The sequence below is a fragment of the Kribbella sp. NPDC048928 genome (assembly GCF_043197975.1).
Classification (GTDB): Bacteria; Actinomycetota; Actinomycetes; order Propionibacteriales; family Kribbellaceae; genus Kribbella.
Genome location: NZ_JBICUC010000011.1, coordinates 18951 through 34000 on the forward strand (window position 1 = coordinate 18951; position 15050 = coordinate 34000).

Sequence of the window (15050 nt, forward strand, 5' to 3'; positions counted from 1 at the left end):
CGGACTCAGCGGACGATGGCGATCGGGCAGTGGGTGTGGTGCAGGACAGTCTGGCTGACGGATCCGAGCAGCAGCCCGGTGAAGCCGCCTCGACCGCGGGTGCCGACGACCATCAGGTCGGCGGTCTCGGAACGCCGAAGCAGAACCTGCCCGGGTACGCCCATGACGAGTTCGGTGGTCCACTCGACGTCGGGGTGGTCCGCGGCCGCGCCTGCCACCGACTCGGCGACCAATAGCCGCGCCTCCTCCTGGACCTTCTCCTCGTCGTACTGCAGCATCGCTTCTCCATCGTCGTAGGTGAGGTAAGGACTCGTCCACACGTGCATCGCGACGACGCGGTCGTGCATTGCGTCGGCCTGGTCGAACGCGAAGTCGATCGCCTTGGCGGAGGTCTTCGAACCGTCGACGCCGACAACAACTGTCGATCCTTGGGGGCGCGGCTCATGCGGGATCACGACGACCGGGCAGTGCGCGTGCGTTGTGACCTGTACGGCGACGGAGCCGACCAGGAGTCCGCTCCAGCCGCCGAGGCCGCGGGACCCGAGGACGACCATCCTCGCGTCCTCGGCTGCTTCGATCAGTGTTCGCGCTGCCGCGCCGCCGACCAGGCTGGTCTCGACGGTGAGCTCGGGGTGGTGCAACCGGATGTTCTCGGCGACCGCGTCGAGTCCTTTCTGGCGGGAGGTCCGGATCGCCTCGAGCGGCACGACCTTGCCGGGTGCGGGGCGGGTGATGATGACGAGTTCGAAGGCCTCGACGAGTCGGAGCGGAGCCAGCGTCCGGACGGCCTCCGTTGTCGCCCAGCGCAGGGCGCTCTGGCTGCCGGTCGAACCGTCGTACCCGACGACGATCGGGGCGGGCTGCGTTGTCGGTGTGGTCATGGCGTTTCTCCTTGTCTAGAACCAGCGGTCGAAGGATGTGTGCCAGTCCCGGCGACCGGTATGGCCGTTGGATTGTGCGGGGTAGCCGATCCGGATGACCAGCTGCGGCCAGGCACGGCCGCCGACCAGGTCGCGGATCTGGGAGCGCGGTCCCGGACGCTCGAGGAGCTGGTCAAGGAACGAGGCGGCCAGGTCGTACGACGCGGCGACGAGCAGCATGTGCTGCAAGGCGATGCCGGCCCGCACCCAGGCGGTGGTGTCCTCGTCGTGGGTCGTCAGTACGACGATGCTCGGCTCGGGCTCGAACACAGCCTGGCTGCGATGCGGGCTGTCGAACCCGGCCGACAGGTCGCGGACGAACGCCGGGCGGACCGGTTGTGGCCCGAGCACGTTCTCCGGCACGCCGTCCGATGCCCTGTCGCCGCCGATCCAGGCTTTCCGTTCAGCGCGGCGATCCTCGTCGAGGAGGTCCGCGTCATCGGTCCGGCCGAGCAGCACACCGAGGCGGGCGGTGCTAGTGAGCCAGTGCAGGTCAGCACCTTCGGCCCGCGCGGCCTCGTCGAGTTCGCGCCGTACGCTCGGGTGGATCTTGTGGTCCAGCAGCGGTCCGCGGTACGTGTGCCGTTCCGCGATCTCGCCGTACAGGCCACTGAGGCCGGGAACCGGTGCCTTGCGGTCGGCGAGGAAGACCCGCGCGGTGACCTCCGGACGCACCGGATCGGGCTGTACCGCGACCTGGGTTTCGTGCCCGAGGATGGCGGCGGCGACCTGGATGTTGAAGACTGCGGCGCCCACGGCGATGTGTACTGCCCGCCCTGAGGGGTCCTCGAGTGGAAGCTTTCGCTCCTCGTCGAGCAGTACGTCGACCGCGAGGCCCTGTACCTCGAAGCGCCATGGCTGTGTGTTGTGCAGCGACGGCGCGTGAACGGCGGCAGCCAGCAGGATGCCGACCTCGTCGTCGGTCAGTTGCGTGTTCATTGGTCGGACACCTCCCTGGGGGCGTGGTTCTCCGATTCCAGCGTCGGTCTGTCGGGGAGTGCCGGACAGCGGCGAATGTCCCGGGAGCGATGGGCCGTTCGGCTCAGGTAGGTGGGGTGAGAAGGGCTCTGACCGTCGTCCGCGCGAAACCTCACGATCGAGGTGTCGGAATACAAGTGAAAGGACGACACCATGACCACCACGCCGCACCGGCCACAACGGCAGCACCTGCCGGCCCCTGCGATGGCACCTGACGGTGATCGGCACCCGATCATCACCACCGCGGCCGGCCGCGCGCTCGCCGTACTGCGGATCGTCTTCGGGCTCACCTTCCTGTGGGCCTTCTTCGACAAGCTGTTCGGCCTCGGCTACGCCACCAAGTCCGGCAAGAGCTGGATCGACGGTGCCGATGTCACTGCAGGCTTCTTGAAGGGTTCGACCGGGCCGATGAGCGGGTTCTACCACTCGCTGGCCGGTGACTGGTGGGTCAGCCCGCTGTTCATGGTTGGCCTGGCGGGCATCGGTCTCGCGCTGACGCTCGGCATCGGGATGCGGGTCGCGGCCGTGGCCGGCACCCTGCTGTACCTGTTGATGTGGTCGTCGAACCTGCCGCCACAGACCAACCCGGTGCTGGACGACCACATTCTCGGCGCCGTCACGGTGATCGTGCTCGCGCTGGTTGCTGCTGGCAACGTTTGGGGTCTGGGCAAGTGGTGGAGCAGCCTGGACTTCGTCCGCAAGTACCCGTGGCTGCGGTGACCGACATGACGGTCAAGCCGGTTATCCACGTGGGAGTCGACGGCTCGTGGCGTGACACCGGTGCCCTGGAGTGGGCCCTGCAGGAGTCGTTGCTCCGGCAGGAGCCCCTCCAGGCGGTGCACGTGATCGACGAACAGGTCCGGCACGTCCCCGGCTGGGAGCCGGACCTCGTCGACGACCAGGCGATGGGGCTCGTCAACGACGTCCAGAAGTACCTGGACGACAACGCGAATCCGCTGGACAACACAGTCGATCTGGTGGTCGGGCCGCCGGCCCGGACGCTGACCGAGGTTGCCGAGGACGGCCGGATGCTGGTTGTCGGGCGCCGCGGCCTGGGGACGTTCAAGCGGCTGCTGATCGGTTCCACCTCGGAGGCGGTCGTGGCACACGCGACCGTGCCGGTGGTGGTCGTTCCGGACCACTGGAAACCCGCGGATCATGCCGGACCGGTGCTGGTCGCTCTGGACGACGCCGAGGACAACGCGCCGTTGCTGGAGTTCGCGATCACCGCCGCGCGCGAACGCAACCTGCCGGTGCGCATTCTGCACGTCTGGGATCTGCCGGCGGTCTTCAGCTGGGACGCGATGAACTCGGCTGGAGTGAGTGCCGAATGGGCCGAGAACGCCCAGAAGCACTTCGAGATCCTCGCCGTCGAGTGGCGGCAGAAGTATCCGGACTTCGAGGTCGACGTACGACGGGGACACGTAGTCGACGGGGTGGTCCACGCCGCCGAGGAGTCCGACGCGCAGCTGCTGGTCGTTGGCACGCGGCACCCGGGCCGGCTGGCTGCGGTGCTGGCCGGATCGGTGACCCGCGGAGTGCTGCATCACGCGACGTGCCCGCTGGCCGTCGTACCTGTTCGACAGTGAGGTGAGAAAGATGTCTGCTTGGAATCGGACCGGGCCTGTCGTCGTGGAGGTGGACGGGAGCGCGGAGAATCTGCGAGTGGTGGATTACGCCACTGCGGAGGCGCTGCGGTCCGGTGCCAAGCTCGTGCTCGTCGCGCCGTATTCGGCACATGCTTCGCCCAACCCGATGATGCCGGGATACGCGTCGAAGCCGCCGGCGGAGCTCGCCGACGTGGCGTTGCGGGCGGCGGTCGCGCACGTGCGGCACCGGAACGGGTACGGCGTGGAGCTCGCGGCCGTCGCCGGCGAGGGCTCCCGGTCCCGGGTGCTCGCACACGCGGCGCGGAAGGCACGGATGCTGGTGGTCGGCAGATCCCGCAGCCGCGGACCGCAACGGCTGGTGCACACCCAGGCGAACCTGACGCTGGCGTCACGCGCCGGTTGCCCGGTGGTCGTCGTACCGCTGTCCTGGAAGCCGTCGCTGCTCGACCGGAAGGTTGCCGTCGGCATCGACGGTACGGCGTTGTCGGCCGAAGCGCTCGAGTTCGCGTTCGGCGAGGCGGCTGCTCGGGAGGGCGACCTGATCGTCGTACATGCCGGGCTGCCGGCCGAACACCCGTTCGCCGACGAGGATCCGGAGTTCTCGTGGATCAGCAGGGCCGAGTGCGTGCTGTCCGAGACGCTCGGGCCGTGGACCAGTCGCTTCCCGACCGTGAAGGTGACGCGCTTCCTGAGCAGCCGGCCGCCCACGGCGGCACTGGTGCACGAGAGCGCCGACGTCGGACTGGTCGTTGTCGGTGCACACAGCGGCCCGCTGCCGGTCGACCCGGTCGCGCGGCGTTCGATGGCCGCGATGACATGTCCGGTGGCGATCGTGCCGCATCACCTGACCGACGCCGAGCGCCTCAAGCTGACGGCGTCGCGGCGTACCGGCTCTGTCGTTCCTACGTCCTGAGTGGAGGAACCATGTCTGTGAACGATCGTGCGCTGATCGTGTACGAGACGATGTTCGGCAACACCGAGCGGATCGCACGGGCGATCCGCGACGGGCTGCGGCAGTACGTCGCGGCCGACATGCTGCCGGTGAACCAGGCACCCGAGGTGGTGCCCGGCGACGTACGGCTGCTGGTCGTCGGGGGACCGACGCACGCGTTCTCGATGAGCCGGCTGTCGACGCGGCAGGAGGCTTGTAAACAAGGGGATGTGGTGATGCCGATCGAGGTCGGCATCCGTGACTGGCTCGACGTACTGCAGTCGCCGAGTGGGCGCGGGGCTCCGCAGGTGACGACGTTCGACACGCGGATCGCCAAGGTCCGCCGGTTGCCGGGATCCGCGGCACGGTCGGCGGCCAAACTACTGCGCCGGCGGGGCTACCGCATGATCGGCACCTCCGAAAGCTTCTTCGTGAACGAGACGATCGGCCCGATCCGCGATGTCGAGATCGACCGGGCCGAGCACTGGGGCGAACAACTCGGCCGCCTCCTGACCGGCTCCGCGCGGGTCGCCTGAGAGGAGTGGACACGATGATGTACTCGACGTCGGGTGCCACCTTCTGGATGATCGCCGCGTTCGTCGTGTGGATCCTCCTGGTAGGCGGCGCCACCTGGGCGACCGTCCGCGTGCTCCGCCAACCACACGACCGACCCCAGCCATCGCTCCCGTCCCCCCTCGACATCCTCGAACGCCGCTACGCCGCCGGCGACATCACCCGAGAAGACTTCGACGAAGCCCGAGCCCGCCTCCGCGAACGCCAACTGGACGTCTGACCTTCCGATAGGCGTAGCAGCCGAAACCTGCGGATGCCCGCTGGCCGCACGTCGTCGGGTCTCGTTCTCGTCAGCGGCGCCGAGAGTTTGCATCCAGAGTTGCAGAAGCCCACCGGTCGGGCTGTGGTTCTCGCGGTACCTGCTGAAGCGCAGTGGGGTCGACCTGGCTACCAGGAGCGGATGCGGCGGCCGGTGGTTCGGTGGGGTTCTATGACCATGTGGGTGTCGCGGGTGCCGCCGGCCCAGGAGGTGAGGTGGCCTTGGAGCGACTCGGTTTCGAGGTCGGTGGCGGGGCGGACGAGGCCGTTGACGAGGACGCTCCAGCCGTCTTGCATGCCTTCGTCGAAGTGGTCGAGTTCGAACGCGATCGGTGCCAGGTCGTACTGCGCGACCGCGCTGTCGGCCGCCGTACGGAAGATGATCAAGCCGTCGCGGTAGCAGTAGTTGACCGGGATCACGACGACCTCGTCGGCCCCCGTGTAGGCGATCCGCCCGACGGTGCCGGCGGCGATGAGCGTGATGCACTCGCCCCGTCGCATCGGCTGCAGGACAGGTGCGAGTGGCGGCTCGTGCGGCGCGGACGGTTGTTGAGGTCCGGCGAGGTCTTCGACGGTGGAGTCGAGGGCGTGCGCGAGCCGCACCAGTTCGGCGGCGGTGAGTGCGGACGGGCGGTTCTCGATGTGCCGGATGCGGTCCGTGCTGAGACCGGTTCGCTCGGCGACTTCCGTCGTACTGAGGCCGAGAGCCTGCCGGCGGTGCCGGATCCTGGTGCCGAGACTGCTCGGCCCACCTGCGGTCCTGGTGTCCATCGGAGTCCGCCTTCCTGTTCGATCGCTCGGTTCCAGGCAATCAGCCAGACGGCCGCCGGAGCAGGGTCCGAGGTCACGTACCGGCGGGCCGGACGACACCCGTGGATCCGGGGTGCCGAAGGTCCCGCGTGGGCCGGGACCGTGGTCCCTGGCCACGGCGCGAGCCGCGCGGGATGCTGGAGCGAGCGCCCGGACGGGCGGGGTACGGCGTGGAGCCGAAGGAGACGGTGATGACGATCAAGGTGTTCCTGCTCGACGATCACGAGGTGGTCCGGTTGGGGCTGCACCAGCTGCTCGAGGCGGAACCGGACATCGAGGTGGTCGGTGATGCCGGGACGGCCGCGGAGGCGATCGCGCGGATTCCCGCCGTCCGGCCGGATGTCGCCGTACTTGACGTGCGGCTGCCCGACGGCGACGGGATCAGCGTCTGCCGCGAGGTCCGCTCGCAGATGGAGGAGCCGCCGGCCTGCTTGATGCTGACGTCGTTCTCCGACGACGAGGCGCTGTTCACTGCGATCATGGCCGGCGCCTCCGGTTACCTGCTGAAGCAGATCAACGGCTCGGCGTTGATCGACGCCGTACGCCGGCTCGCCGCCGGCGAGTCCCTCCTCGACCCGTCGATGACCGCCAAGGTTCTGGAACGCCTCCGGCACCCCACTGAGGCCGAGGACCCGCGTTACGCGTCGCTGACCGAGCAGGAGCGCCGCATCCTCGCCGAGATCGCCGAGGGCAAGACCAACCGCCAGATCGCCCAGTCGCTCTACCTTGCAGAGAAGACCGTCAAGAACTACGTCTCCTCATTGCTGCGCAAACTGGACCTCGAACGCCGCACCGAAGCCGCCGTCTTCGCAGTCGAACATGCCAAGAAGCACCAACGCTGAGTCGTCAGCCCAGGAAGTGGCCTGCAGGGTGCTTGGCTGGTCGGTTGATTGCTGGCCGGTGCCAGGTGCTGCGTTCGGTGGCGCTGATGGCGGCGTTGATGTCGGTGGCCCAGGCGCGGATCTTGTCCCAGTCGCGGGAGTCTGCGGCGAGGTTGCCTGCCGCCAGGCGGTGGGCGAGGAAGCCCTTGGCGCTTTCCCCTTCGAGGCGGCCGGCGAACGTGACCGCGGGGGTCGCGCCGATCTCGTGGACGAGCCGACGGACGGCCGGTGGCATCGCCTGGTCTTGGTCCTTGTCGGGGCCGATCGGGCCGCTGTGGAAGAGCCAGACCTGCCGCTCGCGAAGCTCGTCGACGTGGTGCCGTAGGAACCGTACCGCCTCGCGCCGCCAGCCGCGGATGTAGATGGCGCTGCCAACGATCACGACGTCGTACGGCGTGATGTCGTCGACCCGGGTGACGTCGCGGACGTCGACGTCGTGCTTGTGCGCGCGGAGTTCCGCGCCGATCGCCTCGGCGATGCCCGCGGTCGCACCGGACTTGCTGGCGTAGGCAACCAGGATCTTCTTGGACATCACAGCCTCCCTCGCTGTCCGTTCCAGCACACCAACGCGGACATGTCACGTGCAGTGCCGAACGACCCGGCTACGCGGGACCTTCGATCGCCGCGTGCGGAACGACTGCGACCGGGCAGAGCGATTGGTGCAGCATGGTCTGACTCACCGAGCCGAGCAGGAGACCGGCGAACCCCCCGCGGCCACGCGAACCGACGACCAGCAGTTGGGCGTCGGCCGACCAGTCGAGCAGCAGCTCCGACGGATGGCCGCTGACCTCGACCAGTTCGGTGTCGTACGCCAGCGGGTGCGCGCGGACCCCGGCCAGCAGGTCGTGGTCGTCGTCTTGGTCGTCCTCCAGGACGGCGACGATTCGGGCGGCCAGTCCGTGCCGCTGAGCGTGGGCGAGGCCGAAGTCGACCGCGGCGTCGGCGGCGGGCGAGCCGTCGTACCCGATGACGACCCGACTGCCGGCCAGTGAGTCGTCGGTGGGCCGTACGACGACCACGGGGCAGTGTGCGTGTGCCGACAGCTCGATCCCGGCCGAACTGACGACGAGGCCGAGCAAGGGGCCGATGGCGCGGCTGCCGATCACGATCAGTTCGGCGTTCCGCGACGCCGCCAACAGGACGGCGGACGGGAAGCCGTCGACGCGGTGCCCGGTGACGGGGAGCCCGGGTTCGAACTTCCGGGCGAGCTCCACCGCGTCCGCGACGATCCGGTCGGCCTGGGCACGAAGCCCCGGCGCCAGGTCACTCGGCCCGAGCGGAACGTGGAACTCTGCCCACACGAACGCGTGCACCAACTCCAGCGCGGCGCCATGGGAAGCGGCCTCGGCCGCGCCCCATCGGATGGCGTTCTCACAGTCCTGCCGACCGTCGATGCCCACGACAACCTTCATGATGTCCTCCACCGCCAGTTCCTGATCTCGAGTAGGTCCTCGCCGTGTTCGAGGATGTAGGCGTGGTGCCGCGCGCGCTGGTCGATCAGCCACTGCCGGACCTCCGCGGCACGTTCGCCGAGCCCGGGCACGCGGTCGATCACGTCGAGGGCGAGATGGAAACGGTCGAGGTCGTTGCGCACGACCATGTCGAACGGCGTGGTCGTGGTGCCCTCCTCCTTGTAACCGCGGACGTGCAGGTTGTCGTGGTTCGTCCGCCGGTAGGTGAGGCGGTGGATCAGCCACGGATACCCGTGATACGCGAAGATCACCGGCTTGTCCGTCGTGAACAATGCGTCGAAGTCGGCGTCAGGCAAGCCGTGCGGATGTTCGCCGGCCGGCTGCAGCCGCATCAGGTCGACGACGTTCACGACGCGGATCTTCAGCGACGGCAGGTGTTCACGCAGCAGGCTGACGGCGGCGAGTGTCTCCAGCGTCGGTACGTCGCCCGCGCACGCCATCACGACATCGGGCTCACCGGCGTCGTTGCTCGCGAACTCCCACACGCCGACACCGCGGGCGCAGTGCAGCGCGGCTTCGTCCGGGCCAAGCCAGTCGGCCTGTGGCTGTTTGCCGGCCACGATGACGTTGATGTAGTCCTTGCTGCGCAGGCAGTGCTCGGCGGTCGCCAGCAGGGTGTTGGTGTCCGGCGGTAGGTACACGCGGATCACCTCGGCCTTCTTGTTCACCACGTGGTCGATGAACCCGGGGTCCTGGTGGGAGAAGCCGTTGTGGTCCTGCCGCCAGACGTGCGAGGTGAGCAGGTAGTTGAGAGAGGAGATCGGCCGTCGCCAGGGGAGTGTGCGGGTGACCTTGAGCCATTTCGCGTGCTGGTTGACCATCGAGTCGACGATGTGCACGAACGCCTCGTAGCACGAGAACCAGCCGTGCCGGCCGGTGAGTAGGTACCCCTCGAGCCAGCCCTGGCAGGTGTGTTCGCTGAGGATCTCCATCACGCGGCCGTCGACGGCGAGGTGCTCGTCGGTCGGCAGTACTTCGGCGTTCCAGGCCTTGGCGGTCACGTCGTACAGGGCATCCAGCCGGTTGGAGGCGGTCTCGTCCGGCCCGAAGACCCGGAAGTTGCGGTGCGGCAGGCTCGCCCGCATCACGTCGCGCAGGTAGTGGCCGAGGATCCGGGTCGGCTCGTGCTCGGACGCGCCGGCACTCTCGACAGTGACGGCGTATTGCGAGAGCGGCGGCAAGTCGAGGTCGCGCCGGAGCAGCCCGCCGTTGCTGTGCGGATTGGAGCCCATCCGCCGCTCGGGGACCTGCTGCAGAAGGCGTGGCACCGGACGGCCGCCGGAGTCGAACAGCTCCTCCGGGTGATAGCTGCGCAGCCAGTCCTCGAGCATCCGCAGGTGTTCCGGCGAAGTACGGACACCGGCCAGCGGCACCTGGTGAGCGCGCCGCGTCCCTTCCACCGGTACGCCGTCGACCTCGCGCGGACCGGTCCAGCCCTTGGGAGTGCGCAGTACGATCATCGGCCAAGGCCGCCGCGGGGCGGCGTGACCAGCGCGGGCCTCGGTCTGGATCGCGATGATGTCGTCGAGGACCCGGTCGAGGGTGAGAGCGAGCGCCTGATGGACGTGCTCGGGTTCGGCGCCCTCGACTAGGTACGGCCGATACCCGTACCCCTCGAGCAGCCGGGTCAGCTCGTCGTCGCCGATCCGCGCCAGCACCGCCGGGTTGGCGATCTTGTAGCCGTTGAGGTGCAGGATCGGCAGGACGGCGCCGTCCGTCGCGGGGTCGAGGAACTTGTTGGAGTGCCATGAGGTCGCCAGTGGACCGGTCTCGGCCTCGCCGTCGCCGATGACGCAGGCGACGACGAGCTCCGGGCTGTCCAGTACGGCGCCGTACGCATGGCTGAGCGAGTAGCCGAGCTCGCCGCCCTCGTGGATCGAACCGGGCAGTTCCGGGGCGACGTGACTCGGGATACCGCCGGGGAACGAGAACTGGCGGAACAGCCGCGCCATGCCGTCGGCGTCGCGCGACACGCCCGGGTAGGTGTCGCTGTAGCTGCCTTCGAGCCAGGTGTTCGCGGCGATCGCCGGGCCGCCGTGACCGGGGCCGATGACGTACATCATGTTCAGGTCGCGGCGCCGGATCACCCGGTTGAGGTGGGTGTAGAGCATGTTGAGACCGGGCGTCGTACCCCAGTGACCGAGCAGGCGTGGCTTGATGTGCTCGACCTGTAGCGGCTCGCTCAGGAGCGGGTTGCCGAGGAGATAGATCTGGCCGGCGGAGAGATAGTTGGCGGCTCGCCAATACGCGTCGAGGTCGGCGACTTCGTCGTCGGACAGCGGCTTTCCGGTGAGTTCGTGCATGAGGTTTCCTTCGAGAGGTCGAGGATGTGGTCGACGGCCTCGAGGTCGCGGTGGCGGTGGGTGATGACGAGCACGGTGCGCCCGTGGGTGGCGTCGGTGATGTCGTGGACGAGTTCGTCGGCGGTCGGTCCGTCGAGGTGTGCGGTGGGTTCGTCGAGGACGAGTACGGCGGGATCGGCGAGCAGTGCGCGGGCGAGCACGAGGCGCTGACGTTCGCCGCCGGAGATCCGGGCCCCGCGTTCTCCGACGGTGGTACCGAGCCCGTCGGGTTGCCGTCGTACCCAGGTGCCGAGGCGGACCAGGTCGAGTGTGGCGAGCAGTTCCTGGTCGGTCGCGTCGGGTTTGCCGATCCGGAGGTTGTCGCGAACAGTGGCATCGAAGACGTGGTCGTCCTGCCCGCAGAGCACGACGGCCCGCCGGTACGACGCCTCGTCGAGCTCGGCGAGTTCCGTCCCGCCGAGGGTAATCCGTCCGGCCTCAGGGGTGAGGAATCCCATCAGCGACGCTGCCAGCGTGCTCTTTCCGGAACCGCTCGGCCCGATCAACCCGACCCGTCGTCCGGGGAGCAGGTCGAGATCGACCCCGGTCAGAGCAGGGCCCGAGGCGCCGGGCCAGCGGACCGTCAGCTGCCGGGCCGAGAGCGCGCCGACGGACGAGGTCACTGCAGCCTGCAGGTCGGGGTCTGCGGTTTCGGTGCCCCAGGCAACTGATGGATCCGGTAGAGCGGTCAGTGCACGGAGTCGGTCGGCGGCCTGCAGGCCGCCAACGAGCTGCGCCGCTGCGGCGGGGAGGGGCGTGACGAGTTCGAAGGCGGCGAGTGGCGTGAGCACCAGGACGGCCAGCAGGACGCCGGACAGCCGCCCGTCACGGACGGCGGGGACGCCGACCAGGATCTCGCCGGTCACGGTGAGGGCGAGCGCGGCGTTGGCCACAGCCGCGCCGAGGCCGCCGGCTGCGGCGGATCGTTGCAGAATCCCGGTCAGCCGGGAGTCCTGTTCGCGGGCTTGCTCGAGTGCCTTGGACGTCGCGCCGTAGGCGGTCAGGTCGGCCAGGCCGGTGAGGAGTTCGTGGACCTTCGTGGTGAGCGCTGATCGGGTCGGTGCGAGCCGGCGTTCGGATCGCGCGGACAGGATCAACGAGGCAGTGGGTGCGCCGAGTCCGGCGGCCGACAGGCCGATCAGCAGAACGGCGCCTGCGGCCGGCAGGAGGGCGGTCAGGAGTGCGACTGTGGCGATGCCGGTGAGGAGACTGATCGCGATCGGCAGCAGGGCGCGGACGAGCAGGTCCTGGACGGCGTCGACGTCGCGCGTGACGCGGGTGAGCAGATCGCCGGCGCGGGTGCCGCCGAGTCCGGCGGGTGCGGCCCGGTCGAGGTCGATCCACGCCTCGACGCGCGTGCGGCCGAGCACCCGGAACGCGGCGTCGTGCCCGACCAGCCGTTCGGCGTACCGCAGGACCCCGCGCCCGATTCCGAACGCACGGACCGCGACGATCGCGACGCTCAGATACAGCACCGGTGGATGCTGCGCGGCGCGCGAGATCAGCCAGGCCGAGGTGGCCATCAGCCCGATCGAACACGTCATCGCCAACGTGCCGAGCACGGCGGCGGCGATCAGTCGCTTCAGCTCGGGGCGTACGACGATTGCCAGCCAGCGGTACGTGCTCATGCCGGTACCGCCGTACGGTCGAGATGGATGATGTTGTCGCACAGCACGAGCAACGCCGGACGATGGGTGACGATGACGACGGTGCGGCCGTCGAACGCCGCGGGGAGCGACTCGAGCAACGCCCGCTCGGTGTCGGGGTCGACGCTCTCGGTCGGCTCGTCGAGCAGCATCAGCGGCGCGTCACGGAGGATCGCCCGGGCAAGTGCGATCCGCCGCCGCTGTCCCGAAGACACCCCCGCACCTCGCTCGCCGAGCACAAGCTCCAGCGGTACGTCGACCTTTGCGGCCCGCGCCGCCCGGCGCACCGCGAGCTCATCCGCGTCGCTGCTGCCGAGCTTGATGTTGTCCGTGACCGTCCCGGCGAACAGGACCGGGTCCTGTCCCATCCAGGCGACGTCGTAGCGCCACCGCTCGAGATCGGCCTCGGCGAGATCGATGCCTCCAGCGACCACCTGACCACGGTCGGCCCGGATTGTACCGACCAACAGACCCAGCAGCGTGGACTTGCCGGCACCACTCGGCCCGACCACCCCGGTCACCTGCCCGCTCGGAAACACGAGCGAGACGTCCTCCAGGCAGTCGGACGCCGGGTCGCGGCCGTCGACGGTGACGCCGTGCAGAACGAGATCACCGCTGGGATCGGCGATCTGGTGGCCGGGCTCCGGTGTTGTTCGTTCGATGACCTCGAACAGTTCGTCGGCGGCGGCCAGGCCCTCTGCGCTGGCGTGGTAGTGCGTGCCGAGGAGCCGGAGAGGCAGGTAGGCCTCGGGGGCGAGGATCAGGACCAGGAGCGCGGTCTCGAGCGACAGCCGTCCGTCGACCAGGCGAAGGCCGACCGAGACGGCGACGAGTGCGACCGACAGGGTGGCCACGAGTTCGAGGACGAGGGACGAGAGGAACGCGATCCGGAGCGTGGCGAGCGTCGTACGCCGCTGCCGGTCGGTGAGCCGCCGGATCGTCTCGACCTGTGCGCGGGAGCGCCCGAAGACCTTCAGCGTCCCGATCCCGGCGAGAACGTCGAGGAAGTGGTGCGCGAGTGTCTGGAGTGTTGCCCACTGCCGTGTGGTGGCCGCTTTGGTGGTGAGTCCGACGAGGACCATGAACACCGGGATCAGCGGCAGCGTGACGACGACGATCACCGCGCTCAGCCAGTCCGCGGTCAGCATCCGCGCCGCGATCATCAGCGGGACGATGCCGACGAGGACGAGTTGTGGCAGGTAGCGGGCGAAGTAGTCGTCGAGGGCATCGATGCCGCGGGTCGCCAGCGTCGTCAGCTCTCCGCTGCGTTCACCGGTCAGCCAACGCGGGCCCAGGGCAACGATCTTCTCGAGGAACTGTATCCGCAGTTCGGACTTCACCGCCGCGGAGCAGCGCTGGGCGACGACCTCGGCGGTCCACGACAGCGCGGCTCTGCCGAGCAGAACGCCCGCGATTGCGATCACCCGGCCGCGGAGCCGGTCGAGCTCGAGGCCTCCGATGAAGGCATCGGCGATGATCGAGGCGAGCAGCCCGGCTTGGAGCACGATGAGTATTGCTTGCGCAGTGCCGACCACGCCCGACAGCACCAGGAAGATCCTGGTGCTGCGGGTGTGCCGGAGCAGGCGCCGGTCGACGGCCGGCATCAGGCGGCCGTGGTTTGCGGCTTGACCTGCGGGATGTCGTCACGGGTCAGGCGCGTGCGGAAGACCCAGTAGGTGTAGCTCTGGTAGAGCAGCACGATCGGGGTGAAGATCACGGCGACCCAGGTCATGATCGTCAGCGTGTAGTGGGTCGAGGACGCGTTGGTGGTGGTGAGGCTGAAGGCCGGGTCGGTGGTGGACGGCAGTACGTTCGGGTACAGCGTGACGAACAGTGTCGCGGCGGCGACCACGATCGTGGTCGCCGTACCGAGGAACCCGAGACCGTCGTGTCCCGCGCGTGACGCAAGGACGCCGAGAATGAGGCAGACTGCGGCGAGGGCCGCCAGTACCCAGGTGATCCACGAGCCGTCGTACGACTGGGTCCAGATCAGGAACGCTGCCGCCAGCGGTACGGTTACCGCAGCCAGCGGGAGGACCAGCCTGCGAGCGCGGTCCCGGACCTCGCCGCGTGTCTTGAGTGCGAGGAAGATCGCGCCGTGCAGGGCGAACAGTGTCAGCGTGGTGAGTCCACCGAGCAGCGCGTACGGGTTCAGCAGCGTGAAGAAGTTCCCGGTGTAGTTGTGGTTGGCGTCCAGCGGTACGCCGCGCACGATGTTCGCGAGCGCGACGCCCCAGAGCAGAGCCGGTACCGCGCTGCCGATGACGATGGCCAGATCCCAGCGCCGGTGCCAGGCCGCGTCCTGGAGTTTGTTGCGGTACTCGAGGGCGAGTCCGCGCACGATCAGCGCGACCAGGATGACCAGAAGAGCGAGGTAGAACCCGGAGAACAGGCTGGCGTACCACAACGGGAAGGCCGCGAACGTGGCGCCGCCGGCGACCAGCAGCCAGACTTCGTTGCCGTCCCAGACCGGGCCGATCGTCCGCAGCGTGACCTGACGGTCGACCGGGTCCTTGCCGACCGCGGGCAGCAGCATGCCGACACCGAAGTCGAAGCCTTCGAGTACCAGGTAGCCGGTCCAGAGGACCGCGATGAGCAGAAACCAGATGTCGGTGAGATGCACGGTGGT

General features: G+C 68.8%; 15 protein-coding genes. 6 read left to right on the forward strand and 9 right to left on the reverse strand.

Translation table 11 applies throughout. The features are described from left to right. Window positions 1–5: 5 nt before the first annotated feature. Window positions 6–881, reverse strand: a complete 876-nt coding sequence (locus tag ACGFI6_RS36780; RefSeq protein ID WP_393127041.1) for a universal stress protein — start codon at window positions 879–881, stop codon at window positions 6–8. Between the two features lie 15 nt (window positions 882–896). Continuing rightward, complete coding sequence (locus tag ACGFI6_RS36785; RefSeq protein WP_393127043.1) at window positions 897–1859, reverse strand: Acg family FMN-binding oxidoreductase; 963 nt, start codon at window positions 1857–1859, stop codon at window positions 897–899. Window positions 1860–2051: 192 nt separating this feature from the next. Between ACGFI6_RS36785 and ACGFI6_RS36790 the strand changes: the two genes are divergently transcribed. From ACGFI6_RS36790 to ACGFI6_RS36810, 5 genes are read left to right on the forward strand one after another with little or no spacing between them, the layout of a single operon-like run. Then, on the forward strand, window positions 2052–2618 hold the full coding sequence (locus ACGFI6_RS36790; protein WP_393127045.1) for a hypothetical protein: 567 nt from the start codon (window positions 2052–2054) through the stop codon (window positions 2616–2618). Window positions 2619–2623: 5 nt separating this feature from the next. Continuing rightward, window positions 2624–3487: a universal stress protein gene (locus tag ACGFI6_RS36795; RefSeq protein WP_393127047.1), complete on the forward strand. Its 864-nt coding sequence runs from the start codon at window positions 2624–2626 to the stop codon at window positions 3485–3487. A gap of 10 nt (window positions 3488–3497) precedes the next feature. Beyond that, entirely contained in the window at window positions 3498–4421 is a 924-nt protein-coding gene (locus tag ACGFI6_RS36800) for a universal stress protein (RefSeq protein WP_393127049.1), read from the forward strand. A gap of 11 nt (window positions 4422–4432) precedes the next feature. Further along, window positions 4433–4975, forward strand: a complete 543-nt coding sequence (locus ACGFI6_RS36805; protein ID WP_393127051.1) for a flavodoxin family protein — start codon at window positions 4433–4435, stop codon at window positions 4973–4975. Between the two features lie 14 nt (window positions 4976–4989). Next, the gene (locus ACGFI6_RS36810) at window positions 4990–5232 is read left to right on the forward strand and encodes an SHOCT domain-containing protein (protein ID WP_393127053.1); all 243 of its coding nucleotides are present in this window, start codon (window positions 4990–4992) and stop codon (window positions 5230–5232) included. Between the two features lie 167 nt (window positions 5233–5399). Here the strand turns inward: ACGFI6_RS36810 and ACGFI6_RS36815 are convergent, their stop codons facing one another. Further along, a complete protein-coding gene (locus ACGFI6_RS36815) occupies window positions 5400–6041 on the reverse strand; it encodes a helix-turn-helix domain-containing protein (protein WP_393127055.1) in 642 nt (213 codons plus the stop codon). A gap of 230 nt (window positions 6042–6271) precedes the next feature. On the opposite strand from ACGFI6_RS36815, the gene ACGFI6_RS36820 reads away from it, so the two are divergent. Then, on the forward strand, window positions 6272–6922 hold the full coding sequence (locus tag ACGFI6_RS36820; RefSeq protein WP_393127056.1) for a response regulator: 651 nt from the start codon (window positions 6272–6274) through the stop codon (window positions 6920–6922). Between the two features lie 4 nt (window positions 6923–6926). Here ACGFI6_RS36820 and ACGFI6_RS36825 read toward each other — a convergent pair whose 3' ends face one another. The 6 genes from ACGFI6_RS36825 to cydB form a co-directional block, all read right to left on the reverse strand. Then, window positions 6927–7493: a flavodoxin domain-containing protein gene (locus tag ACGFI6_RS36825; RefSeq protein ID WP_393127058.1), complete on the reverse strand. Its 567-nt coding sequence runs from the start codon at window positions 7491–7493 to the stop codon at window positions 6927–6929. Window positions 7494–7563: 70 nt separating this feature from the next. Further along, the gene (locus ACGFI6_RS36830) at window positions 7564–8373 is read right to left on the reverse strand and encodes a universal stress protein (protein ID WP_393127060.1); all 810 of its coding nucleotides are present in this window, start codon (window positions 8371–8373) and stop codon (window positions 7564–7566) included. After that, the gene (locus ACGFI6_RS36835; protein ID WP_393127547.1) at window positions 8370–10712 is read right to left on the reverse strand and encodes a phosphoketolase; all 2343 of its coding nucleotides are present in this window, start codon (window positions 10710–10712) and stop codon (window positions 8370–8372) included. The genes ACGFI6_RS36830 and ACGFI6_RS36835 overlap by 4 nt, the downstream gene beginning before the upstream one ends. Beyond that, the gene (gene cydC / locus ACGFI6_RS36840) at window positions 10616–12403 is read right to left on the reverse strand and encodes a thiol reductant ABC exporter subunit CydC (protein WP_393127062.1); all 1788 of its coding nucleotides are present in this window, start codon (window positions 12401–12403) and stop codon (window positions 10616–10618) included. Before cydC ends, ACGFI6_RS36835 begins: the two co-directional genes overlap by 97 nt. Beyond that, the gene (cydD, locus tag ACGFI6_RS36845) at window positions 12400–14025 is read right to left on the reverse strand and encodes a thiol reductant ABC exporter subunit CydD (RefSeq protein WP_393127064.1); all 1626 of its coding nucleotides are present in this window, start codon (window positions 14023–14025) and stop codon (window positions 12400–12402) included. The genes cydC and cydD overlap by 4 nt, the downstream gene beginning before the upstream one ends. Continuing rightward, entirely contained in the window at window positions 14025–15044 is a 1020-nt protein-coding gene (gene cydB, locus ACGFI6_RS36850; protein ID WP_393127066.1) for a cytochrome d ubiquinol oxidase subunit II, read from the reverse strand. Before cydB ends, cydD begins: the two co-directional genes overlap by 1 nt. Between the last annotated feature and the right edge of the window lie 6 nt (window positions 15045–15050).

Coding starts and splice junctions, on each gene's coding strand:
- ACGFI6_RS36780 (WP_393127041.1), bottom strand. CDS start 881: ATGACCACACCGACAACGCAGCCCGCCCCGATCGTCGTCGGGTACGAC.
- ACGFI6_RS36785 (WP_393127043.1), bottom strand. CDS start 1,859: ATGAACACGCAACTGACCGACGACGAGGTCGGCATCCTGCTGGCTGCC.
- ACGFI6_RS36790 (WP_393127045.1), top strand. CDS start 2,052: ATGACCACCACGCCGCACCGGCCACAACGGCAGCACCTGCCGGCCCCT.
- ACGFI6_RS36795 (WP_393127047.1), top strand. CDS start 2,624: ATGACGGTCAAGCCGGTTATCCACGTGGGAGTCGACGGCTCGTGGCGT.
- ACGFI6_RS36800 (WP_393127049.1), top strand. CDS start 3,498: ATGTCTGCTTGGAATCGGACCGGGCCTGTCGTCGTGGAGGTGGACGGG.
- ACGFI6_RS36805 (WP_393127051.1), top strand. CDS start 4,433: ATGTCTGTGAACGATCGTGCGCTGATCGTGTACGAGACGATGTTCGGC.
- ACGFI6_RS36810 (WP_393127053.1), top strand. CDS start 4,990: ATGATGTACTCGACGTCGGGTGCCACCTTCTGGATGATCGCCGCGTTC.
- ACGFI6_RS36815 (WP_393127055.1), bottom strand. CDS start 6,041: ATGGACACCAGGACCGCAGGTGGGCCGAGCAGTCTCGGCACCAGGATC.
- ACGFI6_RS36820 (WP_393127056.1), top strand. CDS start 6,272: ATGACGATCAAGGTGTTCCTGCTCGACGATCACGAGGTGGTCCGGTTG.
- ACGFI6_RS36825 (WP_393127058.1), bottom strand. CDS start 7,493: ATGTCCAAGAAGATCCTGGTTGCCTACGCCAGCAAGTCCGGTGCGACC.
- ACGFI6_RS36830 (WP_393127060.1), bottom strand. CDS start 8,373: ATGAAGGTTGTCGTGGGCATCGACGGTCGGCAGGACTGTGAGAACGCC.
- cydC (WP_393127062.1), bottom strand. CDS start 12,403: ATGAGCACGTACCGCTGGCTGGCAATCGTCGTACGCCCCGAGCTGAAG.
- cydD (WP_393127064.1), bottom strand. CDS start 14,025: ATGCCGGCCGTCGACCGGCGCCTGCTCCGGCACACCCGCAGCACCAGG.